This window comes from Streptomyces sp. NPDC054757 (assembly GCF_053612185.1).
The window spans coordinates 44,161-69,045 of record NZ_JBSHBW010000014.1; the positions used below are offsets into that span (position 1 = coordinate 44,161).

21 protein-coding genes and 1 pseudogene are annotated in these 24,885 nt (G+C 71.1%); 8 read left to right on the top strand and 14 right to left on the bottom strand.

What is annotated here, in order from left to right:
- Positions 1–64: 64 nt before the first annotated feature.
- Positions 65–1,444, bottom strand: coding sequence for an FAD-binding oxidoreductase (locus ACWGKJ_RS18240; RefSeq protein ID WP_385032060.1), 1,380 nt, complete (start codon positions 1,442–1,444; stop codon positions 65–67).
- A 162-nt stretch (positions 1,445–1,606) separates the two neighbouring features.
- On the opposite strand from ACWGKJ_RS18240, the gene ACWGKJ_RS18245 reads away from it, so the two are divergent.
- Positions 1,607–1,957 carry a VOC family protein gene (locus ACWGKJ_RS18245; protein ID WP_385032057.1) on the top strand — a complete coding sequence of 117 codons (351 nt, stop codon included), beginning with the start codon at positions 1,607–1,609 and terminating at the stop codon, positions 1,955–1,957.
- A 5-nt stretch (positions 1,958–1,962) separates the two neighbouring features.
- Positions 1,963–3,165 carry a class I SAM-dependent methyltransferase gene (locus tag ACWGKJ_RS18250; RefSeq protein WP_385032054.1) on the top strand — a complete coding sequence of 401 codons (1,203 nt, stop codon included), beginning with the start codon at positions 1,963–1,965 and terminating at the stop codon, positions 3,163–3,165.
- A gap of 69 nt (positions 3,166–3,234) precedes the next feature.
- On the opposite strand, the gene ACWGKJ_RS18255 is transcribed toward ACWGKJ_RS18250, so the two are convergent.
- The 7 genes from ACWGKJ_RS18255 to ACWGKJ_RS18285 are packed head-to-tail and all read right to left on the bottom strand — an operon-like array spanning position 3,235 to position 10,110.
- Entirely contained in the window at positions 3,235–4,104 is an 870-nt protein-coding gene (locus ACWGKJ_RS18255; protein WP_385032051.1) for an alpha/beta fold hydrolase, read from the bottom strand.
- Between the two features lie 21 nt (positions 4,105–4,125).
- A complete protein-coding gene (locus ACWGKJ_RS18260; RefSeq protein WP_385032048.1) occupies positions 4,126–5,544 on the bottom strand; it encodes an NAD(P)/FAD-dependent oxidoreductase in 1,419 nt (472 codons plus the stop codon).
- Positions 5,493–6,323: an ABC transporter permease gene (locus ACWGKJ_RS18265; RefSeq protein WP_385032045.1), complete on the bottom strand. Its 831-nt coding sequence runs from the start codon at positions 6,321–6,323 to the stop codon at positions 5,493–5,495. The genes ACWGKJ_RS18260 and ACWGKJ_RS18265 overlap by 52 nt, the downstream gene beginning before the upstream one ends.
- Positions 6,320–7,138, bottom strand: a complete 819-nt coding sequence (locus ACWGKJ_RS18270; RefSeq protein ID WP_385032042.1) for an ABC transporter permease — start codon at positions 7,136–7,138, stop codon at positions 6,320–6,322. The genes ACWGKJ_RS18265 and ACWGKJ_RS18270 overlap by 4 nt, the downstream gene beginning before the upstream one ends.
- Positions 7,135–8,073, bottom strand: coding sequence for an ABC transporter ATP-binding protein (locus ACWGKJ_RS18275; protein ID WP_385032039.1), 939 nt, complete (start codon positions 8,071–8,073; stop codon positions 7,135–7,137). Before ACWGKJ_RS18275 ends, ACWGKJ_RS18270 begins: the two co-directional genes overlap by 4 nt.
- Positions 8,074–8,126: 53 nt before the next feature.
- On the bottom strand, positions 8,127–8,396 hold the full coding sequence (locus tag ACWGKJ_RS18280) for an acyl carrier protein (protein ID WP_385032036.1): 270 nt from the start codon (positions 8,394–8,396) through the stop codon (positions 8,127–8,129).
- A gap of 49 nt (positions 8,397–8,445) precedes the next feature.
- A complete protein-coding gene (locus ACWGKJ_RS18285; RefSeq protein WP_385032033.1) occupies positions 8,446–10,110 on the bottom strand; it encodes an AMP-binding protein in 1,665 nt (554 codons plus the stop codon).
- 53 nt (positions 10,111–10,163) lie between these two features.
- Here ACWGKJ_RS18285 and ACWGKJ_RS18290 point away from each other — a divergent pair, with 53 nt between their 5' ends.
- Together ACWGKJ_RS18290 and ACWGKJ_RS18295 are read left to right on the top strand one after the other, a co-directional pair.
- Positions 10,164–11,864: a (2,3-dihydroxybenzoyl)adenylate synthase gene (locus ACWGKJ_RS18290; RefSeq protein WP_385032030.1), complete on the top strand. Its 1,701-nt coding sequence runs from the start codon at positions 10,164–10,166 to the stop codon at positions 11,862–11,864.
- On the top strand, positions 11,861–12,643 hold the full coding sequence (locus ACWGKJ_RS18295) for a 4'-phosphopantetheinyl transferase family protein (protein WP_385032027.1): 783 nt from the start codon (positions 11,861–11,863) through the stop codon (positions 12,641–12,643). Before ACWGKJ_RS18290 ends, ACWGKJ_RS18295 begins: the two co-directional genes overlap by 4 nt.
- Here ACWGKJ_RS18295 and ACWGKJ_RS18300 read toward each other — a convergent pair.
- Positions 12,598–13,812, bottom strand: a complete 1,215-nt coding sequence (locus ACWGKJ_RS18300) for a cytochrome P450 (RefSeq protein ID WP_385032063.1) — start codon at positions 13,810–13,812, stop codon at positions 12,598–12,600. The two genes, ACWGKJ_RS18295 and ACWGKJ_RS18300, sit on opposite strands and share 46 nt — an antisense overlap.
- Before the next feature lie 197 nt (positions 13,813–14,009).
- Here ACWGKJ_RS18300 and ACWGKJ_RS18305 point away from each other — a divergent pair, with 197 nt between their 5' ends.
- Positions 14,010–15,248: a cytochrome P450 gene (locus ACWGKJ_RS18305; RefSeq protein WP_385032024.1), complete on the top strand. Its 1,239-nt coding sequence runs from the start codon at positions 14,010–14,012 to the stop codon at positions 15,246–15,248.
- Positions 15,249–15,288: 40 nt separating this feature from the next.
- On the opposite strand, the gene ACWGKJ_RS18310 is transcribed toward ACWGKJ_RS18305, so the two are convergent.
- Complete coding sequence (locus ACWGKJ_RS18310; protein ID WP_385032021.1) at positions 15,289–17,652, bottom strand: AfsR/SARP family transcriptional regulator; 2,364 nt, start codon at positions 17,650–17,652, stop codon at positions 15,289–15,291.
- A 77-nt stretch (positions 17,653–17,729) separates the two neighbouring features.
- Here ACWGKJ_RS18310 and ACWGKJ_RS18315 point away from each other — a divergent pair.
- Positions 17,730–18,233 (top strand): annotated as a pseudogene (locus ACWGKJ_RS18315) (IS110 family transposase); the annotation flags it as partial.
- A 543-nt stretch (positions 18,234–18,776) separates the two neighbouring features.
- Here the strand turns inward: ACWGKJ_RS18315 and ACWGKJ_RS18320 are convergent.
- A complete protein-coding gene (locus tag ACWGKJ_RS18320) occupies positions 18,777–19,520 on the bottom strand; it encodes a vWA domain-containing protein (RefSeq protein ID WP_385032015.1) in 744 nt (247 codons plus the stop codon).
- Between the two features lie 453 nt (positions 19,521–19,973).
- Entirely contained in the window at positions 19,974–20,954 is a 981-nt protein-coding gene (locus tag ACWGKJ_RS18325) for an MBL fold metallo-hydrolase (RefSeq protein WP_385032012.1), read from the bottom strand.
- 74 nt (positions 20,955–21,028) lie between these two features.
- Between ACWGKJ_RS18325 and ACWGKJ_RS18330 the strand changes: the two genes are divergently transcribed.
- Positions 21,029–21,700, top strand: coding sequence for an IS110 family transposase (locus tag ACWGKJ_RS18330; protein WP_385032009.1), 672 nt, complete (start codon positions 21,029–21,031; stop codon positions 21,698–21,700).
- A gap of 217 nt (positions 21,701–21,917) precedes the next feature.
- Positions 21,918–22,532: a transglycosylase SLT domain-containing protein gene (locus ACWGKJ_RS18335; protein WP_453315765.1), complete on the top strand. Its 615-nt coding sequence runs from the start codon at positions 21,918–21,920 to the stop codon at positions 22,530–22,532.
- 217 nt (positions 22,533–22,749) lie between these two features.
- Here ACWGKJ_RS18335 and ACWGKJ_RS18340 read toward each other — a convergent pair whose 3' ends face one another.
- Together ACWGKJ_RS18340 and ACWGKJ_RS18345 are read right to left on the bottom strand one after the other, a co-directional pair.
- Positions 22,750–23,124 carry a nuclear transport factor 2 family protein gene (locus ACWGKJ_RS18340; RefSeq protein ID WP_385025723.1) on the bottom strand — a complete coding sequence of 125 codons (375 nt, stop codon included), beginning with the start codon at positions 23,122–23,124 and terminating at the stop codon, positions 22,750–22,752.
- 152 nt (positions 23,125–23,276) lie between these two features.
- Complete coding sequence (locus ACWGKJ_RS18345; protein ID WP_385025726.1) at positions 23,277–24,806, bottom strand: class I adenylate-forming enzyme family protein; 1,530 nt, start codon at positions 24,804–24,806, stop codon at positions 23,277–23,279.
- Positions 24,807–24,885: the final 79 nt, after the last annotated feature.

Below are 24,885 nucleotides of genomic sequence, written 5' to 3' on the forward strand. Positions count from 1 at the left end.
GAGGCGGTCCGGGCGCCGTCGTACGAGAGGGCCCGCCCGCCTTCCGCGGGCGGGCCCGTCAGGTTCAGCTCGCGGGCTTGATGTTGTTGTTCGTGTGGAAGAAGTTGTCGGGGTCGTAGACGCCCTTGATCCGGGTCAGCCGCTCATAGTTGGAGCCGTAGGCGTCCTCGATGCGCTCGGCGGAGTCCGCGCCCAGGTGGTTCGCGTAGACCGCGCCGGTGGTGTACGGGAGGAGCTCGGAGTACACCTTCTCGGTCCACTCGACGGCCTCCTCGTCCTTGGCCGGGTCGGTCCAGGACGTGAGGATGCTGGTCAGGTAACCCTCGCGGTGCAGGAACGGGGTCTCGGACGCCGGTACGTTCGACATCACACCGCCCATCAGGCCGCCGCCGACCAGGCTCCGTTCGGAGGGGGCGTTGACGAAGCCGTCGGCGAGGATCCGCAGTGGCTCGTCGCGCAGTTCGGGCAGCAGGAACGAGCGCGGGTAGTACCGGTGACCGGCGACGGTGTTCTCGTCGAGCATCCGCTGCACGGCCACGTACGGCATCGGGCCGCAGTGGTCGAGGAGCGCGCCGGTGCCGAGTCCGCGCATCTGGCCGATCAGTTCCTCAGTGGTTTCGTCCGGGGCCGCGTGCACGAAGCCCAGGCCGATGGCCGGTGCGCCGCCCGGGGCGGTGAGGAAGGCGAAGGACGTGGTCAGCTCGTCGGGGGCGGTCCGGTTGAACTCGTCGAGCCGCCGGGCCACGTCGACCGTCTGGTCGATGGGGAAGGCCAGCAGGCCCGCCATGCAGTCGCCCTGCGGGTGCAGGTCGAACTCGAAGCGGGTGGCCACGCCGTAGTTGCCGCCGCCGCCACGGATCGCCCAGAACAGGTCGGGGTGGTTCTCGGCGGTGGCGGTCACCAGCTCGCCACTGGCGAGCACGAGGTCGGCGGATATCAGGTTGTCCACGAGCAGACCGCGGTAGCGGGCGAGCCAGCCGAGGCCACCGCCGAGGGTGAGCCCGCCGATGCCGATGTACGACTCCTGGGAGCCGGTGACGGCGAGGCCGAAACTGGTGGTCTCGGCGTCGACGTCGCCCTGTTCCAGTCCGGGCTGGACGACCAGACGGCGCTTGGCCGGGTCGACCCGGATGCCGCGCAGCCGGGAGGTGTCGAGCAGTAGTCCGCCTTCGACGGTGCCGGTGCCTGCGAAGCAGTGGCCGCCGCCCTTGACGGCCAGCTCGATGTCGTTCTCCCGCGCGAAGTTGACGACCTTGACGACGTCGGAGGCGCCGTCCACCTGGACGATCGCCCCGGGGCTCTTCTGGAAGTAGCCGTTCCAGATCTGCTTGCGCTCGTCGTAGTCGGCGTCCTGTGCGGTGACGGTCCGGCCCCTGATCGCCCCACCCAGCTCCGCGAGCTTGGATTCCGGGATGTCCGTGCCGGTCGCGGTGACGAGTCCCACGTCAGTCCTCCTTGGGGGTTGGCGAGTTCGGCCGGCGCGCGCTCGCGCGCAAGGAGGCCGATGCGAGGAGAACGTACGGCCGCCGGGGGGTATGCGCCGCGGGGGTGAAAGAGGGCGGAAAGGCCCCCCGGGGCGCGGGGCGCACTGGTTACGCTGGCGCACATGTCTGCACTCCGCGCGATGCCGCTGCTCACCGTGACCGACCTCGATTCCGCAGTGGAGGCCCACGCCCGGGTCACCGGAATGGAAGTGATCATGAATCACGGCTGGATCGCCACGCTCGCCCCGCCCACGGACCACTCCGTGCAGGTCAGCCTGATCACCAAGGACCCCACCGGCCCGGTGAACCCGGCGGCCTCCATCGAGGTGGAGGACCTGGACGCGGCGCTCGAAGGGGCCCGCGCCGCCGGTCTGGAGATCCTGTACGGACCGGCGGACGAGGAGTGGGGCGTACGGCGCTTCTTCTACCGCGACCACGACGGCAATGTCGTCAACGTCCTCGCCCACCTCTGACCGCCGTGGCTCCCGCCTTCCGCGACCCCGCCTCCGGCATACCGTCCGTACCGCGCGGAAAGCCCGCCGGTCCCCCACCCGGTACGCCTCCCGCCCAGCGGGGGAAGCCGGCCGCGCCCGCTGCGGACTCCACGCAGGCGTTCTCGCTGCGGCTCTTCGGCGCCGGGCTCGCGTCCGCCGAGCTGATGACCTGCTTCCTGGGCCTGGAACTTGGCCTGTACGAAGCCCTGCGCCGCACCGGTCCGGCCACGGCCGCGCAGGTGGCCGAGGAGGCCGGCCTCGACGCCCGGATGGTACGGGAGTGGCTGGAGCAGCAGACCTGTGCCGGGGTGCTGGCCGTCGACGCGCCGCACGCGCCACCGGAGGCACGACAGTTCACGCTGCCGCAGGCGCACGCGGAGGCGCTCCTCGACGCCGGCAGCCCGAACTGGATCGCGCCGCTGGTCGTGATGCCCATCGGCGGTATGGCGGCCGTGCTGCCACAGCTGGTGGAGGCCTACCGCGGTCGCCGGGGCTTGCCGTACGCGGCCTACGGCGAGGCCCTGCGCGGTGGCCAGGCGGGCCTGAACCGCGGTGTCTTCGAACACCACCTGCCCGGCTGGATCAGCCGTCACCTGCCCGACATCGATGCCCGGCTGCGGGTGCCGGGGAGCAGCATCGCCGACGTGGCGTGCGGTTCCGGCCTCTCCACGCTGGCGCTGGCCCGGATGTTCCCCGACGCCGAGGTGCACGGGCTCGACCTGGACGAGGCGTCGATCCGGGACGCCGAGGCGAATCTCGCCGCCGCCGATCCCGCGGAGGGGCTGCGCGACCGGGTCACGTTCCGGGCCGGTGACGCCGGTGAGGCTGGGGTGGCCGGTCACACTCTGGTCTGCGTGTTCGACGCTCTGCACGACATGTCCGCGCCGGTGGACGTGCTCCGGGCCTGCCGTGGGCTGACGGCTCCCGGGGGTGCGGTTTTGCTGATGGAGCCGTCGGTCGGCGAGCGGTTCACGCCGACGGCGCCGGACAGCGAGCGCTTCCACTACGCGGTGAGTGTGCTGCACTGCCTGCCCGTCGGGATGAGCCGGACGCCGAGCGCGGCCACGGGAACGGTGATGCGCCCGGACACCGTGCGCGCGTACGCCGCCGAGGCCGGCCTGGACACCCGGGCGATCGATGTGGGGCACCCGTTCCACCGGCTGTACCGGCTCACGGCCCGCCAGTAACGGGCGGTACGACGACGGGCTCCCGGCCTCTGCGCGAGGCCGGGAGCCCGTCCCGTTGCACCACGGCTGTCAGACGGCTTCCGTACGGTCATCGGAGAGCCGGCGCGAGCCGCGCGGAGTGCCGACCTTGCCGGAGCGCAGGTAGTCGGCCACCAGGGCGTTGACCTCGGTGGGCTTCTCCAGCAGGGACGCGTGCCCGCAGTTGCGTATCTCGGTGTACTGGGCGGTCGGGATCAGGTCCGCCAGCTCCCGCGACAGGTGGCGGGGCGCGACGATGTCGTGCTCCATGCCGACCACGAGCAGCGGCACCCGCACGGCGGCCACTTCCTCGTCGCCGGGGCGGAAATTGGTGCTCGCCTCGGCGTGTCCGATGGCGCCGTGCCCGCCCGACTCGGCCAGGCCCGCCAGCCCTTCCAGATAGGGGGCGATGAACTGGTCGCGGTTGAGCGCGCGCGGCCCGAACAGGTACATCGCCCGGAAGGCCCCCTCCAGCAGGGCCGGGACCTTGTGCCCGTTCTTGAGCCGGTCCACCGCCTCGGCCTGGATGGCCTGTTGCAGCTTGCCGGGCTTCCACGGGACCCCGATGAGGGCGGCGCGCTCGATGAGGTCGGGGCGCTTCATCGCCAGTTCCAGCAGGATCATCGCGCCCACCGAGTAGCCGATGTACGTACAGGGGCCCAGCTCCAGGGCTTCGTTGAGGGCGGCCAGGTCCTGCCCGAGCAGTTCCACGGTGTACGGCGGCGGGGTCTCCTCGGACGGGTGCACGCCGCGCAGGTCGAAGGTGACGACGCGGTACCCGGATTTCGTCAGCTGCGGCACCTGCATGGTCTCGAACAGGGATGCCTGGTGCTGGCCGGGCACGAGCACGACCACGGGGCCGTCCTCGGGTCCGTAGATGTCGTAGCTCAGCGTGACGTCCGTGGGCAGGGTGACTTTCATGGTGTTCCCTTCTGTGGGCGCTCAGCCGATGACCAGGCGCTCGAAGTCCTGACGGTTGGGTCCGACGTGCTCGCGCCGGAGTTCGGGGTGTTCGCGCAGGAACGCGAGCACCCTGCGGGCCACCTTGCGGTCGCGCATCAGCTCGGCCGGGGTGAGCAGCATGTGGTAGACGCGCTCGGCGGCGATCCGTACGAGTTCGTCCTCCTCGCGCAGGACCGCGAGGGCGGTGAGCACGCGGGCGGTCAGCGAGTCGTCGGGCGCGCCGCCCGCGAGTTCGGCGAGCCGGGCGGCGTCGGTGGCGACCTGCTGCTCGAACCACTGCCCCAGGCACTCTTCGGTGGCCTGGTGGGTTTCCCGCGCCCAGTCCACCGGGGCCTGGTCGAGGCTGCCGATCCGGTCGGCGACGGTCCTGGCGTGCGCCAGGGCGAGGGAGACGCCGCGTCCGAAGGTGGGGTTGGTCTGTACGCAGGCGTCGCCCACCAGCGCGAAGCCGGTGACCAGCGGCGCTCCGTCCACCGCCAGCGACCGGTGGCGGTTCTCCAGCCCGGCCATCGGCATCGGGTCTCCGACCGGGGCCGCCCCGTCGAGCCAGTCGCGCACCGGTGCCACGCTGGCCAGGAAGCGGAGGTAGACCGTGCGCTCCAGCAGCCGCGTCCGTACGGGGTCATGGGAGGACACGGTGGTCGACAGATGGAAGCGGCCGTTGTCGCCGGGGAAGGCCAGCACGGTGGCGAAGTCCAGCTCGTGCACCACCGGCGCCCGCAGGGACGGGAACCGGCCGCCGGGGCCCAGCGCGAACTCCTGGGCGATGTAGGAGAACCCGCAGGACTGGACCGTCTCCCGGGGCGGGGTGCCGCCGATCGCGGGGAGCCAGGCGGCCGCCGCCGATCTGCGGCCGGTGGCGTCCAGCACCACGTCAGCGGCCAGGTCGCCGCCCTCCGCGAGGCGGACCCCGTGCACATGGGGAACGCCGTGCGGTGCGCCGGAACTCAGCAGGCCCGTGGCCCGGTCGTGCAGCAGCGTGACTGCGGGGTCGGCGGCGGCCCGGCGGCGCAGCGCGGCCTCGAAGACCAGCCGGCGGCTGAGCAGGCCGAGATCGTCGCCGCCCGTCTCCAGGGTGACGGGGACCGCGCCCCTGCCGGTCAGTTCCGCCAGCACCTCGGGGCACTCCTCGCGCAGCACCCCGATGCCCAGCCCGAGCAGGGCGTGCCCCTGGCGGGCGTGCGGCACACCGCGCCTTGCCCAGTCGGCCACCTCCGTGTGGGCCCCGCCCCCGGGGGGCGGGCCGTCCCGTTCGACGAGCGTCACCCGGTGTCCGCGGCGGGCGGCGAAGACCGCGAGGCCGAGACCGGTCACTCCCCCGCCCAGTACGACGATGTCCGCCACGGTCAGCCGCGCTTCACGAGCATCGCGAAGCGCCGGGTGGCGACGACCGTGCACACCGCCGTGATCCCCAGGGTCCAGCCGGCGGTGCCGAGCACCGGTCCGGTCAGGGCGCCCTGGTGGGAGAGCCCGGTGAGGGCGCCGGCCGCCAGCGAGACGGGGTTGACGCTCACCACCGGCTGAATCCAGCCCGGGAATGCCTCCAGGGGTACGTAACCGCTGGACATCAACGTCAGTACCAGTGTGGGCATCTGGACGTAGCGCACGATGATGCCGGGGTGCTGGGCGACGAGCGCCACGGCGACGGCCAGCGCGCTGCACATCATCCCGAACAGCGCCACGATCCCGAAGAAGCCGACGATCGCCAAGGGCCCCCGGGAGAACCGGAAGCCGACCGTGTGGGCGACCAGCGTCACCAGGACGGCCACCCCCATGATGCGTACGAAGTCGCCGCCGATCCGCCCGAAGACGTACGCCCGCATGTCCAGGGGCATCGCCCGCAGCCGGTTGAAGACCCCACTGCGGATGTCGCTCCACAGGGCGATCGCGGTGGTGAGGATCGAGGAGAACGCCGTGGTGAGCACGATCAGCGGGGCGAGCCGCCGGACGTAGTCGACGTCCTGGGTGTCGCGCACCAGCACGCTGAAGGCGGCCAGCAGCATGAAGAGCTGGAGCAGCGGAAAGGCGATGGTGACGATGAGCATCATCCGGTTGCGGACGAACTGGCGGATCACGCGCCCGGCGATGATCGCGGAGGCCCTGGCCAGGGTGGCCGGGTCGGGCGAGGGGGACGGCAGCACCGTCGGTGCGACGGGCCCCGGCGACTGCACGGTCATCGGACGGCCACCTTCCTGAAGGCTGCGGTCGTGGTCCACGAGAAGAGGGCGACGAGACCCACCAGCCACGCGAGGCCGGGCAGCGTCGCGCTCCAGGTGAGTTCGCCGCTCGACAGGGCGCGCAGCGCGTCGATCACCCCGGACACCGGGGAGGCCGCGACGACCGGCTGGAGCCAGCCGGGGAAGAGGTCCGCCTTGACGAAGCCGGTGGAGAGCACCAGCAGCGGCAGGTACGGCAGGTGGAGCACCGCGCTGAGGGCCTCCAGGTTGCGCAGGCGCAGCGCGATGGTGGCCGTGGCCAGCGACAGGGCGACGGTGAACGCCACTGCGAACACCATGAATCCCAGGGCGGCGAGCACCCCTTGGCCGAAGCGGAAACCCACCAGGTGTCCGGCGATGACGACGGCGACGCTGGACAGGAGGCCCTGCAGCGCGACGACGGCCAGGTGCGCCAGGCTCATCGCGCGCATGTCGACCGGGCTGGTCAGCAGGCGGGAGAAGACGCCGCTTGAACGGTCGGCGGCCAGGTCGGTGGCGCTTCCGATGGCCACGAACATCAGGGCCTGGACCAGGACGGTGGGGGTGACGAAGCGGCCGAAGTGGATGCCTCGTTCGTCGAGCATGGTGGCGAAGGTGCAGTAGAAGATGGCGAAGAAGAGCAGCGGTTGCACGACGGTGGCGACCAGGCCGCCCCGGGAGAAGGAGCGCACCCGCAGCCGGTCGAAGAGCACCTGGAAGTCGTGCTGCCAGCCGGCCGGGCGGCCCGGGGGTGCCGGGGGGCCGGGCACCGCGGCGACGTCGGGCGTGGTGCTCATCGGGTGGCCTCCTTCGCAGCCGGCTCCGTGAACGCGAAGAAGACCTCGTCGAGCGTCGGCTTGGTCACCTCGATGTCGGCGATCCGCAGCCCCTTGCCGTCCAGCAGGCCGAGCAGCCCGGCGATGTCCTCGGGGCGCGCCATGGGCACGGCGACCTTCTCGCCATCGGCGGTCACACCCGGCAGTTCGCCGAGGGCGAGGCGCGCCGCTTCGGCGTCGGCGGCGCTGGTCAGGGTGAGGCGGCACATCAGGCCGCCCACGCCCCGCTTGAGCTCGTCGGACGATCCGTCCGCGAGGACCCGGCCCTTGTCGATGACGACGATGCGGTCGGCGAGCTGGTCGGCCTCCTCCAGGTACTGCGTGGTGAGCAGGACGGCGACCCCCCGTGCCGCCTCGGCCCTCACCATCTCCCACAGGAGTTTGCGGCTGCGCGGGTCGAGGCCTGTGGTCGGTTCGTCCAGCACCAGCACCGGCCGCGGGACGACCAGGCTGACGGCGAGGTCGAGACGGCGGCGCATGCCGCCGGAGAGGTATCCGACGGGGGTGTACGCCGCTTCGCCCAGCTCGAAGCGCTCCATCATCTCGCCCGCCCGCTGCTGGGCCTCGCCCTTGCCGAGACCGAGCAGCCGGCCGAAGAACACCAGGTTCTCGCGCGGGCTGATCTGTTCGTCGAGGGCGGCGAACTGCCCGGTGAGGGCGATGTTGGCGCGTACCAGGGAGGGGTCGGTCGCGGGGTCGTGGCCCAGGACGCGGATGGTGCCGCCGTCGGGTTGCAGCAGCGTGGTGAGGCAGTTGATGAGGGTGGTCTTGCCCGCTCCGTTGGGGCCGAGCAGGCCCACCACGGTTCCGGCGGGGATCTGCAGCGACACCCGGTCGAGTGCGGTCTGCTCGCCGAATCGCTTGGTGAGGTCCGAGAGGGAGATCGCCTCGGTCATCGTGGCTCCTTCATTCCGTCATGACGTCGTCGTGCTCGGGTCAGTGGTGGCGGTCACGACGGCGTCCGGACCTCGACCTGGCTCAGGACGTAGGTGAGCACCTGTTCGGTGGTCTGGATGGCACGTCCGGTCTGCTCGTCGATCGGCGGAAGGTCGAAGTCGTCCTCGATCGCGAACGCCATCTCCAGCAGGGCCAGCGAGTGGAACCCCAGGTCCTCGACCAGACGCATGTCCTTGCCCGGCTCGAACCGCTCCCGTTCGGGCGCGAGTTGCTCGATGATCGCGAGCACGGTCTCGCGCACCTCTTCACTGGAGTAGGACATGTGGTCTCCTGTTTCTGGGGGCGGTCGGGCTCTGCTGTTCCGGGGCTGGTCAGGCGGTGGTGTCGGTCGCGGCGGGCACCGCGTCGAAGACGCGTTCGTTGCTGAGGTGCTGCCAGAGCTGACGGCGGCGGCTCTTGCCGCTGCTGGTGCGGGGGATCGCACCGCGCGGCACTCGGGCCACGTGGCGGCGGGTGCCGGGGCAGGCCGTGGCGAGCACGTCCTCGGCCACCTCGGCGGCCCGGTCGTCGAGTCCCTCCAGCACGGCCACGGCGTGCGGGTGTCCGTCGGCCTCGCCGAGCACGACGCAGACCCTGCTCAGGTTGAGCCCGGCCCGCCCGAGCATCAGCTCGACGTCCTCGGCGAAGAGGGAGCGGGCATGGACCTTCACGCTGTCGCCGAGCCTGCCCAGCACGTGGAACTCCCCCGCCAGCTCGAAGGCGACGTCGCGGGTGAGGAGCCGTCCGTCCTCGAAGGCGGTGCACTCGGCGGAGCCGTCCGCGAGGTAGCCGTCGGCCAGCGAGGAGCCGGAGACGGCCAGTTCGCCGACGTAGCCTTCGGGCAGAGGCTTTCCGTCCTCGTCGACGACGTGCACCGTCAGGCCGTCCAGTGCGCGGCCGCAGCTCATCACGTGGACCGTCTCGCGGTCCGCGGCCGCGGCCGCGAGGCTCACCCGGGCTCCGATGCGCAGGGTGTCGCGGTGCACGCGGACGGCTCGTGGGGTCTCCCCGACGGGCACTCCGGTGACGGCGAGGGTGCTCTCGGCCAGGCCGTAGGCGGGGGTGAGGGTGTGCGGAGACAGGCCGTGCGGGCGCATCAGAGCGGTGAAGCGGGTCACCAGGGCGGGATCGATGCGTTCGGCCCCGACGATGACCGCCCGGGTGCCGGACAGGTCGGCGCCTTCGAGGTCGGCATGGCCGATCCGGTCCACGATGCGCTGCAGTCCGAAAGCCGGGGTCGCGGTGATCGTGGCGGGCCGGTCGACGCGGTTGGCGTCGAATCGGGTGACGTACGACAGCGGGTGGCGCAGGAAGGTCTCGGGCCTGCACACCGCCAGCCGGTTGTTGCCGGAGACAGGCACCACCAGACAGCCGATGAGCCCCATGTCATGGTGCATCGGCAGCCAGGAACACCAGGAGTCGTCGCGGCCCGCCCGCTCCCAGGCGCGGATCGCGGCGGTGTTGGCGTCGAGTGCGGCGTGGCTGATCCGTACGCCGCGCGGCCGGCCCGAACTGCCCGATGTGAACTGGACGAGGGCCTGCTCGTCGGGGGCCCGTCGGCCGGGCTCGGCAGCGACGAGCTCCTCCAGAAGCAGAAGGCGCGTACGCGGCCCGGCCTCGGCGAGCACGTCCACGGCGTAGTCGTGGTGGGCGGCGTCCACCACCACGGTGTCGGCGTCCACGGCGGTGACGACGGCGCGGACGTGTGCGCGGGCGGCCTCGCCCGACACCCGGGTGGGGGGCGCCAGTACGCTCACCACGCATCCGGCGGCCTGCACCCCGTAGAAGGCGGCGATGAGGTCGGGTCCGGTGGAGCACAGCAGCGGCACGACCGCCCCGCGGGGCACACCCGCCCCGATCAGCCCGCCCGAGATCCGGCTCGCCGCGTCGGCGAGTTCGGAGTAGGGCCGGTAGACATGGGAGGTCTCGTCGAACATCTCCACCCCGGTGTCGTCGCGGGGTGCGTCGAGCCAGCTCAGCGTGTGGGGTCGGCTCATCCATCACTCCTCGGCCGGGCGTCCCGGGGGTCGGGATCTCGTCGGTGACGCTGGTGACGATAGGAGCGATCGCGGTGGCGGCCGTCGTCTCTTTCACGGCTCTGTTCGTCCCGGGCGGCGTGGCCTGGCGGGCCGGAACACTGGCCGCCATGGATGAGTTCACACCGTGGAGCGACGAGGATGCCGCCCGCTACCGGGCCGCCGGGATCTGGCGGGGGGTGCCGCTGGGCGACGCGCTGGCCGGGGCGGCGGCGGCCTTCCCCGACCGGACCGCTGCCGTGGACCGCCGACGCCGCCTCACGCACGGCGAGGTACGCGCCGAGGCCGACGAGATCGCTCGCGGTCTCCTGGCCCGGGGGGTGAAACCGGGTGACCGGGTCATGGTCCAGCTGCCGAACGTCGTCGAGTTCCTCACCGTCACGGTAGGGATGTTCCGGGCGGGCATCATCCCGGTGTTCGCGCTGCCGGGGCACCGGGAGAGCGAGGTGCGGCACCTGATCGAGGCCTCCGGCGCGGTCGGCTACGTCACCGCCGGCCGGTTCCAGGGCTTCGACTACCGCACCCTCGCCCGCCACGCCGCGTCCCTCCCCGGCGTCCGCACGGTGATCGTGGCGGGCGACAGCGGGGACCTCACGCCCCTGGACCGGGTCCGTGCCCAGGGCGCCGACGGCGGGCCGCTGCCCGAGGTCGATCCCTCGGGTGTCGCGTTCCTGCTGCTCAGCGGCGGCAGCACCGGGAAGCCCAAGCTGATACCGCGTACGCACGACGACTACCTCTTCAACATCGCCGCCTGCGCACAGGCTCTGGAATTCGACGCGGAGAGCGTCTACCTGGCGGCGAACCCGGCGGCCCACAACGCCGCGCTGGGGTGCCCCGGAGTGCTGGGCGCACTGCTGGTGGGCGGCAAGGCGGTACTGGCCGCGAGCCCCTCCCCCGACGAGGTCTTCCCGCTGATCGAGAAGGAGGGCGTCACCCACACCACGGTGGTGCCGGCCCTCGCGGCGTTGTGGTCCAAGGTCGCGGCGAAGCGGCCGGTGGACATGGAGGGGGTCATCCTCCAGGTGGGCAGCTCCAAGTTCGACGAGCAGGCCGCCAGGCGCACGCAGTCCGCGCTCGGCTGCCGGATCACGAACTGGTTCGGCATCGGCGAGGGCCTGCTCACCTACACGCGTCTGGACGACCCGGAAGAGGTCGTGTCCGGCACCGAGGGCCGCCCGCTGTCCGGACTCGACGAACTCCGGCTGATCGACGAGGAGTTCCGCGATGTGCCGGAGGGTGCGGTGGGCGAGCTGGTCACGCGCGGCCCGTACACGATCAACGGCTACTGGAACGCGCCGGAGGCGAACCGCACGTCGTTCACGCCCGACGGCTTCTTCCGCACCGGCGACCTGGCCAGGCTCACCCCCGAGGGCAACCTGGTGATCGTCGGCCGCGCCAAGGACGTGATCAACCGGGGCGGCGAGAAGGTGTCGGCCGACGAGATCGAGGGGCATCTGCGCGGCCACGAGGCGCTTGACGACGCTGCGGTGGTGGCCAGGCCGGACGCCGGCCTCGGCGAGGCCATCCTCGCGTTCGTGGTCCCCGGGGCGTCGGGACGGACGCCTTCGCTGGTGGAGATCAAGCGGTATCTGGCGGGCAAGGGGCTGGCCTCGTTCAAGCTGCCCGACGAGATGCGCGAGCTGCCGGTGCTGCCGCGGACCCCTGTGGGCAAGATCGACAAGGTGGCGCTGCGGGCGGCGGCGGTATCCGGTTGACCCGGACCACGGCGGCCTCCGGCGTGATCCGGACCCTGCTGCCGGCGTACGCGGCGGCCCGGGAGAGCACGTGCGAGCTGACCGGCCCCGAGCTCTTCGAGGCGGAACGGCGCCAGGTCGCCGACGCGTTGCCCGCGCGCCGTGCCGAGTACGCCACGGTCCGGCGGGTGGCGCGCGGCTGCCTGGCCGAGCTGGGCGTCCCGCCCGTTCCGCTGGTGCGCGGCGTCGATGGTGCGCCCCGGTGGCCGGCCGGGACGGTCGGCTCCCTGACGCACTGCCAGGGCTACCGGGCAGCGGCGGTGGCGCGGTCCCGGGACGCCGACGGGCTGGGCATCGACGCCGAACCCCGCGCCCCGCTGCCCGCCCGGGTGCTGGCCCGGGTGGCCTCGGCGGCCGAGCGGGCCCACCTCGACGAGCTGGCGACGACCGGGGCGGACGTGCCGTGGTGCCGGCTGCTCTTCAGCGCCAAGGAGGCGTACTACAAGGTCTGGTATCCCGCGACGGGGTGCTGGCTGGGTTTCGACGACGCCGAGGTCGTCCTCGAAACCGGCCGTGGTTCCGGCACGTTCGTGGTGCGGCCGGTCTCGGGCGGCTTCCGCCGGGTCCGCCGGGCGGATGCCGCCTTCGACCCGGTCGCCACCGGCTTCCCGGCCCTGCGTGGACGCTGGGCCGCGGGTGCGGGCGTCGTGGTGACCGCGATCGCCGCACCGGCGGGCTCGCTGCCACGTCCGGCTCAGGCGGGCCGCACCGCCACCGGCACGCTGCGGTGGGCCCAGTAGGGGAACCGGAAGCCGCCCGCGCTGGGCTCCCACACGCCCTCGCCCGCCGAAGCGATATCCGCGAACCGGGCGACCAGCCGCTCGAAGACCACCGCCCCCTCCACCCTGGCCAGCGCCGCGCCGAGGCAGTGGTGCACGCCGCCGCCGAAACTCAGGTGCGGGTTGGGCGATCTGGTCAGGTCGGCCCGGCCCGGGTCGCGGAAGACCCGCTCGTCGTGGTTGGCGGAGGCGAGCAGCAGCACCACCACCCGGCCCTTGCGGATCGTCAGTCCGGCGATCTCGATCGGTTCCAGGGCCAGCCGGGTGGTGGCGTGGATGGGTGCGTCGTAGCGCATGAACTCCTCCAGCGCGCTGCCGACGATTCCGGCGTCGGCCCGCAACTGGCGCTGTGTGTGCGGCTGCTGGACGAAGAGGTCGCCGCCGGTGGCGATGGCGTTGGTGGTCGTCTCGAAGCCCGCGTAGTAGACGAACAGCGCGTTGTCGATGATCTCCTCGTCGGTCAGCGGCTCCTCGCCCTCCTTGACCGCGGCGAGCATCCGCGACAGCAGGTCCTCGCCCGGGCGGCGCCTGCGCTCACGGACCAGCCCGGCCATGTACTCCCGCAGCTCGACCACGGCCCCGTGCGCCTCGCGCTGTTTGTCCGGCGGGATGAAGACCGCGAAGGCCTGGGCGAGCGAGGTGGCGAGGCGGGCGATGTCGGCCCGGTCGGGGCGGGGGATGTCCAGCAGCTCGCTCATCACCGCCATCGGTACGGGCACGGCCAGGTCGGCGACGAGGTCGAAGCGGCGTTCGTCGGCGAACCGGTCCAGCAGTCCGTCGACGAGCCGGGCGATCGGCTCGCGCAGCCCGCGCACCATCGCGGGGCTGAGCGACTTGACGAGCAGCCGGCGCAGCCGGGTGTGGCCGGGCGGGTCGCGGTCGACGACGATGCGCCGCAGATAGTCGTTGGCCGGTCCTTCGCCCACCGACACCGCCTGGTACTCCTCGGGGAACTCCCGGCCCAGCCGGGGGTCGCGGAGGAGCGTGGAGACCTCCTCGTGCCGCGGGAAGACCCACTGGCCCGGGCCGCCCCGGCAGACCGGGCCGTACGCGCGCAGGCTGCGGTAGACCGGGTAGGGGTCGCGCGTGGCGCGCGCGTCGTCCAGCAGGAAGCGCGGCATGTTCAGCACGGTGTTCAACGCTGCGTCACCTCCCGGCACCCTCGGGTGCGCGGCTCTGTTCCGGTGGTCCCCTGGCCCGCCCAGTCTGCGAGCCCTGCGCGGGGCGGCGGACGGCGGTGAAGGACTGGCGACAGGTTCCCGCTCCCCCGCTCCCGAGCTGTCAGGCTCACCGGACACCAGCGCACACCACAGGAGGCGTCGGCCGCATGCGAGAGCTGCCCGTCAAGTTCGACTCCCGCGATCCCGCCGTGGTCGCGGACCCCTACCGGGTGTACGCCGGTCTGCGCACGGCGGGCCGGCTCGCCCGCGGCGCGGCCGGTCAGTGGGTGGTCTCGCACCACCAGGATGTCAGCCGGCTGCTCAAGGACCGACGGCTCGGGCACGAGTACCCGCCGGAGTACCACGAGTTCTCCACCGGGGCGGGGCCCGCGAACGAGTTCCTGAAGCGGATCGTGCTGGACCAGGACGCGCCCGCGCACACCTTCCTGCGGGGCATCATGCAGCGGTCGTTCAGCCCGGGGCTGATGCGCAGGCTGGAGGAGTACGTCGCCGCCCAGGTGGCCCGGCTGATGGCGGAGGCCCAGGACCGGGCGGGCTCCGGCGGGGTCCTGGACGTGGTCGGCGACCTGGCCTTCCCGTTGCCGGTCACCGTGGTCTGCGAGCTGATCGGCATCCCGGATGTGGACCGGGCCGCGGTGCGGCCGCACGCGGTGGAGCTGGCCAAGGCGTTCGCCCTGTACGTGCCCGTCGAGGAGCGGGCGGCGGCGCACAAGGCGGTGACGTGGCTGCGCAGTTACGTCTCGGGGCTGGTCCACGAGCGGGCGAAGCGGCCCGCCGACGACCTGATCAGCAATCTGCTGGCCGCCCGGCGCACGCATCCCGGCTTCGACCGGGAGACGCTGGTCGACAACGTGGTCTTCCTGTTCTTCGCGGGGTTCGAGACCACCACCAATCTGATCTCCACGATCTTCTCCGCGTTGCTGCAACACCCCCAGCAGCTGGCCCTGTTGCGCGGCCGGCCGGAGCTGGCGGTCCCGGCCGTCGAGGAGTTCCTGCGCTACGACGCGCCGATCCAGGCCACCGCGCGCTATGTGAAGGAAGCGGTGGAGATCGACGGCCGCACCGTGCGCGCGGGCCGCATCCTGGTGCTGCTGCTGGGTTCCGCCAACCACGACCCGGCCCGGTTCGCCGCCCCCGAGCGGCTCGACATCACCCGCGACCCCAACCCGCACGTGAGCTTCGGCGGCGGGGTGCACCACTGCCTGGGCGCGGCCCTGGCCCAGGTGGAGGGGCGCGCGGTGCTGCGGTGGCTGGCGCACGCCCCGGCCACGCCGGCTGCGGCGGGCGCCGTCGAGCGGCGGCCCAGCGTCACCTTCCGCGCCTACCGCAGCATCCCCGTCAGGCTGGAGCCCGCCGCGCGGCCGCGGGTCGCGTCCTCGCCCTGACCCCCGGCCGCACCGCGCCTGTGCGGACCTGGATGCCCGGCTACCCCCAGCGGGTCCCCCGGGGCCCGGCCAGACTCAGCGCTGTGGCAGTCAGCGTCGCGCTCTGCTCCAGAAGGCCGGTGCGCCGGCAGGCGGCGGCAAGACCGAGCAGCTCCGTCCTGAACGCCTCGGCCTCCCTCGGGCCGGTGGCCCCGCCGGCGTACTCCCCGCCGTTCTCCTCGTCGTCGAAGACGTGGCAGCCGTCCGGCGACAGGACGAACCGCAGGTTGCGCGCGAGCTGCGCGGCCGGCCCGAAGAACCCCTCCTGCCGGGAGCCGCACAGCACCGCCAGCATCGCGGGTGACTCCCGTTCGCAGATCTCCGTCGCCGCCTTCCGGCTATTGATCTCGGGGAGGTGGGGGGCGGTGCCGTGGCCGGTTCCGATCCCGTCGTCCGGGCGGCCGAGCAGGAGGCAACTCCGCGTGCTGACCGCCAGGTGGTAGTCGAGCAGCCGACGGAGCGCGGAGCCCCGCGCGCCGCTGAGCAGGAGCTGCTCGAATTCCTCCATGCCCGCCGTGACACCGGCCACGAGCCCGTGCAGGGAGTAGCGGCCGATGCGGGGCTGTTCGAGGAGGTTCACGTCGAGCAGGCTCTCCAGCAGCAGTTCGGCCCCGCTCGGGCTGGTGCCGAGCAGGGCGGCCGCCTCGTACGCGTCCATGCTCGCGTCGGGCACCAGGGCCAGCACGCACAGGGCGTGGCGCTGTGCCTCGGTCAGTGCGTCGGAGGAGAGCTGGAGCACCGACCGGACGCTCCGGTCGCCCGCCTGGAGTTCGGAGGTGCGCCTGCGCATGTCGCCGAGGCGCTCCACCAGGTGGGACAGCGTCCACGTGGGGCGGCTGCGCAGTTTGGCGGCGGCCAGGCGCAGTGCCAGCGGGAGTCCTCCGCAGTACGCGATGAGCCGTTCCGTCGCCTCGGGTTCCAGTTCGTCCCCGAGCAGCCGCTCGATGAGTTCGCGGGAGTCGCCCGCGCTCATCCGGGAAACCGGGCAGGGCTCGGTGCCGTCGAGGCCGTAGAGACGACGGCGGCTGGTGATCAGGGCGAGGGAGCCGTTGCCCGGCGGTAGCAGCGGCACGATCTGCGCCTCGCTCGCGGCATTGTCGAGCAGCAGCAGCACCTTGGAATCGGCCAGCCGGGCACGCCACACGGCCACCAGACTGTCCAGGTCCGCCGGGATGCGCGCCGCCTCGGTCCCCAGGGAGCGCAGCAGCACCTGGAGCACCTCGGCGGGTTGGCGGGGCCCCTCATGCGGGCTGAACCCGTGCAGCGCGACGTAGAACTGGCCGTCCGGGCAGTCCTGGGCCAGCCGGTGGGCCACATGCAGCGCGAGGGCCGTCTTGCCGATGCCTCCCATGCCGTCGACGCAGATCAGCAGCGGCCCCGAGCCGCGGGAGCCCGCCCGGGCGATCCGCAGCAGAGTGTCCACCTCTTCCCGGCGGCCGACGAAGTCGGTCAGCCCGTGAGGCAGGGTGCAGGTGGCCCTCATGGGTGCCTTCTGGACCCGCGGTGTCACGTGCCGTCTGCCCGCGTCATGCTCCGCGGTGGTGTGCTGCACGTAGTAGCGGGGCGGGGCTCCGGCCCGCAGATAGGCGAACGCGTCCCGGCGCAGCACCGCTTCGTGCACCTGGGCCAGCGAATGATCGGGGTCGATGCCCAGTTCGTCGCGGAGCAGGGTGCGTATCTCGGCGTACTCGGCGAGCGCGTCGGCCTGCCTCCCAGAGAGGGACAGCGCGAGCATGAGCTGTGCGCGCAGGTCCTCCGCGAGCGGGTGCTGCGCCACCAGTTCCCGGAGGTCTCCTATGACCGACGCCGGCGGCGACGAGCGCAGCCGCAGGGTGATCAGTTCCTTCTCCGCCGCGAGCCGTCGCTCTTCCACCACCCGCGCGGCCGCGCGAATCAGGCCGTTCTCCAGTTCGTCGCCGTCGACGACGTCGGCCGCGACCTGGCCGCGGAAGAGGGACAGGGCCGTCTGCAGCTCCTGGGTCAGCTGGGCCTCGTCTGCTCCGCTCTCCGTGAGCTTTCGGACCCGTAGGCGGCGTTGGTTGAACTCCACCAGGTCGGACTCGGCCGCACCGACGTTCAGCCGGTAGCTCGGACCGTCGGTGAGCAGGTAGTCACCCGCACCCGGTATCGCCTGGCGGAGTTGGGTAACCGCCTTGCGCACCTGGTTCGAGGCGGTCGCCGGACCGCACGAGCCCCAGACCGCCTTGGCGAGCCGAGGGGTGCTGAGCACCTCGCCGGGGGACAGCATCAGCACGGTGAGCACGCGGCGCGCCACAGTGCCGGGCAGGCGGGTGGGGGAATCCCCGCAGCGCACCTCGACCGATCCCAGCACCTGGAAGCGCAGGCTCCCTTCTCGCGAGGTCATGTGGTCGGCTCGCAGAACGCGTGTCGTGGCGTCCGCTGTTCCCCTGCGGCGGTGACGGACCTCCGACATCGGCGGTCGGCCGACTGCGCCTGATCACACTGCTGAGGCCGAAGGCGCCCAGGATGGCCGGGCGGCTGGTCGAGGCCCTCTTCACCGCCCTCGACGGGCAGACGTTCGTAGTCCCGGGCACCGATGCGGCCGGAGCGATCGTTCCCCAGCTCGCGAAGAACCTCACCGCGCTGCCCGACCAGCGCAGGGAACTCGCCGCCGCCATCAAGGAGTTGCTGGAGCCCCGCCCTCCTTCCGTGCCCCTGACGTCGATGCCGGCGACGGACGTCAGGACCGAACCCAGGATCCTCATCGACGTCCGTGACGGATCCGCCTTCCCCACCGCCGCCTAAGCGGGCCCGGCTCCCGTCACTCGGTAATCCGGGGCTCCGATCTACGAACGGACGACGGCCGAGGGGAAACGCCACAAGCAAGCCCTGATGCGTGGCACCCGCTGCCGTATCTATCTGCTCTTCGCGACACTCCGTGACGGCATCTTCTTCCAGCCCCACACCATCCCCCAAAACGCCTGAATCACGACAGAACAACCGTCCCGCCTCTTGACGAAGGAGAGAGGGGTGCTCCACACGGGAAGGCAGACACGGCGATCCCAGCAGCCACCGAACCCTCACAAGTTGTCACAAGAAGCACACAAGTTTTCAGTTAATACCCGTGAACGCCATGCGCAAACGCGCCCGAATCGGCCCCGCCACGCCCCAAGGGGTACATGCGTCCATCAATACGCGATTCACATGTCTCGATGGGAGGAATCATTCATTTTGCTACACCTTGCCGATGCCGGATCGACTGAAAGGCGTGCGGTCTTCGCGCGTTCGGGTCCCATCCTGCGCCGTCATCGCTGAAGGCTGCGGGGCGCGGGACGACCACAGGCTTGGCTTCCCGTTGCCGAGCGGCGTCAACTCCACAGTGTGCAGGCGCCCGTCCTGAATGCCCAGGGCGCCCGTGGCGGAAGCATCGGCAGGCAAGATCGCAGGAGCCGCCCGACTGAGCCAGGAGAGCGACCAGTATGCCGGGCGTCGTCTCGTCCCGGGACAGCGGAGACTCCTGCGCGGTGCTTACCGCACTGCCCCGTCCCCATGGACAACAACTCCCGCCGCGCGCGCACTGGCCAGCCAGTCGGGAAACTCGTGCAGCATCCGGTCGTACAACTCGCCGTCGCTCAAGGCTTGAGGATTCTTTCCCGCATGGAAGAACCCGGCGTTGTCGACGATCCGCTTGCGTGGAACAGCGAGCTCATCGAGCTTACGCAAAAACGAGAACTCGTTGTCGTCGGGATCACCAAAGCCCACGAACTGCCAGAACAGCGGCAACTTCGCGGCCTTACACACGTACCGCTCGGCTGCGAGCCGACTCGTCGGCCCGCCATCCGTCTGAAAGATCACCAAAGCCGGATCCTGGCTCCCGGACCCCTGGTAATGGTCGATCACCTCGTCCATGGCCCAGTGATAGTTCGTACGCCCCATGCGCCCCAGGTTCTGGTGGAGCTTCTCGATACGCCCTTCGTAGTTGTCCAGCCTCACCTCACTGACTCCATCGATGTCGGTGGAGAAGAACACCACCGGAACCACACCGTCGTCATCCAGATGAGCCGACAACGACAGGACCCGCTCCGCCAGATGCTGAACCGTCCCGTCGCGGTAGTACGGCCTCATCGACCCGGACCGGTCGAGCACCAGATAGACCGCGGCCCGCACCCCCTCCAGCCGGTTCTTACGCAGGCTGACCACAGCCTTCTTGTACAGGTCGACCAAGCCAGGAGCAGTTTCCTGTACCTTCACCAAACTGATCGCAGAAGGCATCACAGCCCCTTCCTCTCATCGCTGTACCCCGCGCCGCCAGTCTTCTGAGCCGGGAACTCTGTTGAGATATGGGGCGACGCGTTCGAGGACCTCGTCAGCGGTCTTCCTCCGGATGCCCGCCCCTCCCGCCCTGCCGCACGGGTGCTGACCCGGCTGCTGAGGGACACCGATACCACGCGACCCGCGTGCCGGTCCCGGCACTGCCCGTCGCCGCCACGGGAGCGATACTCCAGCAGATCCCGCCTCCGGCCGGCACCACACCGAGACCATGAGCCGCCGGACGGACGGGCATTCCGCAGCTTCTGGCTTCCCCGGTCACCGGCATCTCGCACAGCCTTGGGGCGTGGTCGAAGTGGGGGGCGGCGAGAACGGCGGAAAGACGATGTCGGAATGGGTCGGCGGAGTGGTGGGGCGGTGACGGCGGCTGAAACCACGGTGGCACAGCCGCCGTGGTCAGCTGGCTGCCGGGGCGCGAGTCTCTGCTGCGGCTCCCGAGTGGTGCCAGGCGATCCGGGCGGCGGCCCCCACAAGACCCACGAGGTCGGGATCCGAGGTGTCACCGTCGAGGTGGCGCCACTCGGAGCCGAGCGTGATGGCCATGCGTTCAGCCAGGCCCAGCCCCGGGTAGCGGTTCTCGGCGATCAGGATTTCCGCCGCCTCGGCAGGGGTTCTGCCCTGGCCGTGCATCAGGAGGGCCTGGCCGGAGAGGTCTTCGAGGTACTCGATATACGTGTTCAGCCCGCCGGGGTCCAGGACGGGGCCGTGGCCGGGGACAATCCACTCGGGGTCAAGATCCAGGATCTTCCTGCAGGCGGCAGCTGCGCTGTCCAGCGGCCCCGCCCAGTGACACGGATGATCCCCGGCGAAGACCACGTCCCCCGCGAACACGACTCTCTGCAGAGGCAGATGCACCACCAGGTCACCCACCGTATGAGCCGGGCCCACCTCGTACAGCTCGACCGGGATGTCTCCCACGGACAGCTCCAGCCGGCCGTCAAATGTCCTGGTCGGAGCCTGGACCGTGATACCGGTGAAGTCGAACCCGCCGAAGTGCCTGCGGAAGTACCAGCCCAGCGGGGCGCCGGCGTCGGTGTCCTCGATCAGAGCACGCAACTGCCCCGGAGTGGGCTCGAAACATTGATGTTCGAGGGTGCGGCGGGTCGCGATGAACTCGGCACCGCTCACACGCTGGTTGCCCCAGGTGTGGTCGCCATTGCCGTGAGTCGAGACAACCGTACCGATCCGGGCCCCGGGGCCGGCAACATGCCGGGCCGCAGCAAGGAACTCATCAGTCAGGTCAAGGGTGTAGGGGGTATCGATCAGCAGGGCATCGCGGCCTGAGGAGATCAGGCCGCAGTTGGCCAGGCCCCAGACCCCGTGGCCCCCCGGCGCCCACACATGAACACCGGACACCAACTGGCTAAGAGAAGTCATAGACACGCATTCTTACCTGCCACAGGCAACCAACAAACACCAGCACCCACCGTTACCTTCTTCGTGGCCCCGTAATGGGGCTCCCGGCCTCCAGTCCGGCACGGTTGTCCCCCCTGTCGGTCACCCCGGACACCGGGTGCCACGCCGCCCAACCGGACGGCCTGACGATGCGCTGCATCGCCGCTCTCTGCCCCGGCAAGACCAAGACCGATGCCCGCGAAGCGGCAGTCACCGCAGACGCCGCCCGCTCGATGCCACCCACTCTGCGCGGCATCGAGCTCACCGACGGGACTGTGGCCAAGGTGGAGATGACCGTCGGCTTCGACGACGACCTCGCCGACGAGGCGACCCCGCATCGCCAACCGCCTGCCCTGACTGCTCACCCAGGTCCACCCGCACCCGGAATGTGTTCTGGTACCACGCTGGACCACCCGGCGGTGCTGGACCTGCTGGAGCGATCCGGCTCCTCGGCCACTCTGCGCAAGGCCGGGAGCGCAAGGAGCGAACCGCAGAGCGGGACCCAGGCTGGGGCCGAGGAAGGCGGGGGCGCGACCGGGGCCGAGGAACGGGACCCCTATCGCTGTGTACGGGGTGTTACGGGGAGTAGGAATCCGGGGTTCCGGGGCCGGTGTCGTGTGAGCCCGCGCATAGGGCCCGCGTCACATAGGACGGCGCCTAGTAGACCGGCGGCGGGCTTTCTCCCGTCAGGATCGCCCCTCTTCCACCCCTGTCCGTTTTGTCACTAGATGGGGTCGTAGGTCACATTATTGCCACCAGCCGGGGGCCTCCCGCACGGTGTTTGACGTACCGGGGAGCCGAGCGCCGGACCGGGCGGAACACACCGCCCGCCACCCAGACACCGGCCCCACGACACGGACCACGGCCCCAGCGGCCCCACCCGTGTCGCCGACCCCCCAGTCGGCCCTCCCCACGCGACGTCCCACCACCTGGAGAGGTACCCCCATGACTGCCACCCGCACCCTGAACTTCCGCAAGTCCTCTGTCGCCGGCATCGCCGGCGCCGGCGCCGCAGCCCTCGCGCTGACCCTGGTCCCGCACTCCGCGCACGCCGCCGAGCCCACCCCCGCGGCCGTAGCGGCCTCCGCCGTCACCACCGCCCAGATCGCCAAGCAGGCCCACCACGCCGAGAAGGCCGCCCACGCCAAGAAGACCGCGCACGCCACCACGGCGGTGAAGCACGGCTCCAAGGCCAAGCACGTCGACACCGTCGCCGCGATCGTCAAGGACAAGAAGTACAGCAACAACCTCGACGGCTGGATCAAGGAATCCCTCGCCATCATGAAGGCCAAACACATACCCGGCAGCTACGACGGCCTGCACCGCAACATCATGCGCGAGTCCAGCGGCAACCCCCACGCCCAGAACAACTGGGACGTCAACGCCCAGAACGGCATCCCCTCCAAGGGACTCCTCCAGGTCATCCAGCCCACCTTCGACACCTACCACGTCAAGGGCACCAAGGACAGCCTCACCGACCCCGTCGCCAACATCGTCGCCGCAGCCAACTACGCCGCCGACAAGTACGGCTCGATGGACAACGTCAACTCCGCCTACTGACCCGGCAGAACAAGACGGACCAAGACGGACCAAGACGGAACGACCGCACCCCCACGACCACCTGAGTCCGTGGGACGGCCGGCTCCCCCGGGAGACGGCAGGACTCAGGTCCTGGTGAGGGCTGGAACAGGTTCATGGGTGAACCCGTTCCAGCCCTCACCTCTTTCCCCGACACCCCGCTCCGGCACTACCGCCCGACGACCAGCCAGACACCCACTCAGCTCGTCAAAGTGCCCTGGTGGAAGTACATACGCCAGCCCGTCTCCGTAAGTCTCCACAACGAACTGCGCCAGGCACGCCGACCTCGGTTGTCAGCGACATACGTGAGATGGACGATGCCCGGAGCAAGTACGACCCCTGTCATCTCGCTGACCACCACCGGGGCCTCCGGGACCACGGAGCCCGCGCTCGTCACCGTCAGGATCGACGTTGCGTCCCAGCGCTTCCCCGAGGCGCCGATCTCGGTGAACTGGGGGTCCAGTAGCTCCGAGACCAGGGCCGGCGAGGCCCGGACACCCGGATCGAGGAGTCGCATCTCGGCCACCATCGCCGCCTTCACAGCCTGGTCCTGCTCGCCCTCGTCCGCCGCCATGCCCGCACCCTACGGAACCCCCTCACCTCCACACACCGAATAAGCGGACATCCACCCAATCCCCCTACTCCTTCGGCCGCTACCGCTATGGGGACCTCCGCGATCCCCTCCACCCCGTCAGCCCCCACGACCAGCGTGAACGCGCCGTTCGGTCAGCGCGGCGGCACCATCGCGCGCAGCGCCGCCTTGTCCGGCTTGCCGCTGGGGGCGACAGGGACCTCCGCGAGGAAGCCGACACCGACCGGGACGCTCGCCGTGCCGAGCTCACGGGCGACCAGCTTGCGCAGCGTTTCCTCTTCGGGGGCGGCGGCTCCTGGCCGTAGTACGACGAAGGCGTGGATGGCCTCGCCGGTGTGCTCGTCGGGGACGCCCACGACGTAGGCCTGGTCGATGTCGGGATGTGAGGCGAGGGCGCGTTCGATGGGACCGGCGTAGTGGACGATGGCGTTGACGATGACGATGTCGCGGATGCGTCCGGCCAGCCGCAGATACCCGTCGGCGTCGAGGCTGCCGAGGTCGCGGGTGCGTACCCAGCCGTCCCGCAGCACGTCGGCCGTCTCCTGCGCGTCGTCCCAGTAGCCGGAGAAGAAGTCCGGTCTGCGCACCCACACTTCACCCGTGTCGCCGGTCGGTACGTCCCGGCCCTCGCTGTCGCGTACCGCCGCCTCGACGGTCTCCAGCGGGCGTCCCACGCTGTCGGCCAGGCCCGGGTCCCCGGTCAGTTCCCCGGGTTCGAGTACGGAGAGCATGCCCGTCTCGGTCTGGCCGTAGCCGTGGTGGACGACAGGTCCGAGCAGCGCGGCGGCGTCGGTGAGCCGGTGCGGCGGGAGCGGTGAGCCCGCCACGAGGAGGTTGCGCAGCGAGGAGAGGTCCGCGCCGTTCTCCCGGACGGCGTCGAGGATGGCGTACAACCGTGGCACCGTCACCAGGCATGCGGTGACGCGGTGCTGGGCGAACACGTCGGGGAAGCGCAGCTGTTGCCCGGGGATCACGGCGGTGCCGCCGCCCATCAGGCACAGGCCCAGATGCTCGAAGACCACTGCGCTGTTGAGCGTGCCGAACAGCAGGAAGCGTTCGTAGCACGCGGCGAGCCGGCGGATGCGGTCGTTCCAACGGGAGGGCTCCAGGGCCCAGTTGAGCGAGAGTGCGGCGTAGGTCACCGTCGTGCCCTTGGGGCGCCCGGTGCTGCCGCTGGTGAGGTGGATGATGCCGATGTCGTCGGGGTTGCCCTGCGCGGTGAGGTCGGCAGAGCCGGAGGGAACCGCCTCTCCGGGCCGCAGGGTGGCGGCGTCCAGCAACGGGACGCCCAGTGCGGTGGCCTCGGAGGCGAGTTCCGCGTTGTCGGCGGCGTCGTCGGTGATCACGGCGGCGACGCCGCGGGCCAGGATGGACCGCAGGTGCTCTCGGGGCAGTCCCGGGCGCAGGCCGATCACCGTGCAGCCGACGGTGTGGGCGGCGATCCGGAGAGCGAACGCCTCCGGGGAGACGCCGGTGTCCAGAGCCACGTGCGAACCGGAGGTCAGGCCCACCCTGCGCAGGCCCCGAACGAATGCGGCGACCGCAGCGAGCACCTCTCCCCTGCTGACCGTGCACCCCTCGTACTCGAAGGCGGGGAGGTCGGGAGCGGCACGGAACGCGTCGATGAGTGTCTGCGGAAAGGTGCCTCCGGACTGTTCGTCCACTTCATCTCCACTCTGGGCCGGAAACTGCCGACGTAAAGGCTGCGTGAATGACCGAAAATCGATCGTAAAGACCGGTGCG

Coding starts and splice junctions, on each gene's coding strand:
- ACWGKJ_RS18245 (WP_385032057.1), top strand. CDS start 1,607: ATGTCTGCACTCCGCGCGATGCCGCTGCTCACCGTGACCGACCTCGAT.
- ACWGKJ_RS18255 (WP_385032051.1), bottom strand. CDS start 4,104: ATGAAAGTCACCCTGCCCACGGACGTCACGCTGAGCTACGACATCTAC.
- ACWGKJ_RS18265 (WP_385032045.1), bottom strand. CDS start 6,323: ATGACCGTGCAGTCGCCGGGGCCCGTCGCACCGACGGTGCTGCCGTCC.
- ACWGKJ_RS18270 (WP_385032042.1), bottom strand. CDS start 7,138: ATGAGCACCACGCCCGACGTCGCCGCGGTGCCCGGCCCCCCGGCACCC.
- ACWGKJ_RS18275 (WP_385032039.1), bottom strand. CDS start 8,073: ATGACCGAGGCGATCTCCCTCTCGGACCTCACCAAGCGATTCGGCGAG.
- ACWGKJ_RS18280 (WP_385032036.1), bottom strand. CDS start 8,396: ATGTCCTACTCCAGTGAAGAGGTGCGCGAGACCGTGCTCGCGATCATC.
- ACWGKJ_RS18285 (WP_385032033.1), bottom strand. CDS start 10,110: ATGAGCCGACCCCACACGCTGAGCTGGCTCGACGCACCCCGCGACGAC.
- ACWGKJ_RS18305 (WP_385032024.1), top strand. CDS start 14,010: ATGCGAGAGCTGCCCGTCAAGTTCGACTCCCGCGATCCCGCCGTGGTC.
- ACWGKJ_RS18310 (WP_385032021.1), bottom strand. CDS start 17,652: ATGACCTCGCGAGAAGGGAGCCTGCGCTTCCAGGTGCTGGGATCGGTC.
- ACWGKJ_RS18320 (WP_385032015.1), bottom strand. CDS start 19,520: ATGCCTTCTGCGATCAGTTTGGTGAAGGTACAGGAAACTGCTCCTGGC.
- ACWGKJ_RS18325 (WP_385032012.1), bottom strand. CDS start 20,954: ATGACTTCTCTTAGCCAGTTGGTGTCCGGTGTTCATGTGTGGGCGCCG.
- ACWGKJ_RS18330 (WP_385032009.1), top strand. CDS start 21,029: ATGGGGCTCCCGGCCTCCAGTCCGGCACGGTTGTCCCCCCTGTCGGTC.
- ACWGKJ_RS18335 (WP_453315765.1), top strand. CDS start 21,918: ATGACTGCCACCCGCACCCTGAACTTCCGCAAGTCCTCTGTCGCCGGC.
- ACWGKJ_RS18340 (WP_385025723.1), bottom strand. CDS start 23,124: ATGGCGGCGGACGAGGGCGAGCAGGACCAGGCTGTGAAGGCGGCGATG.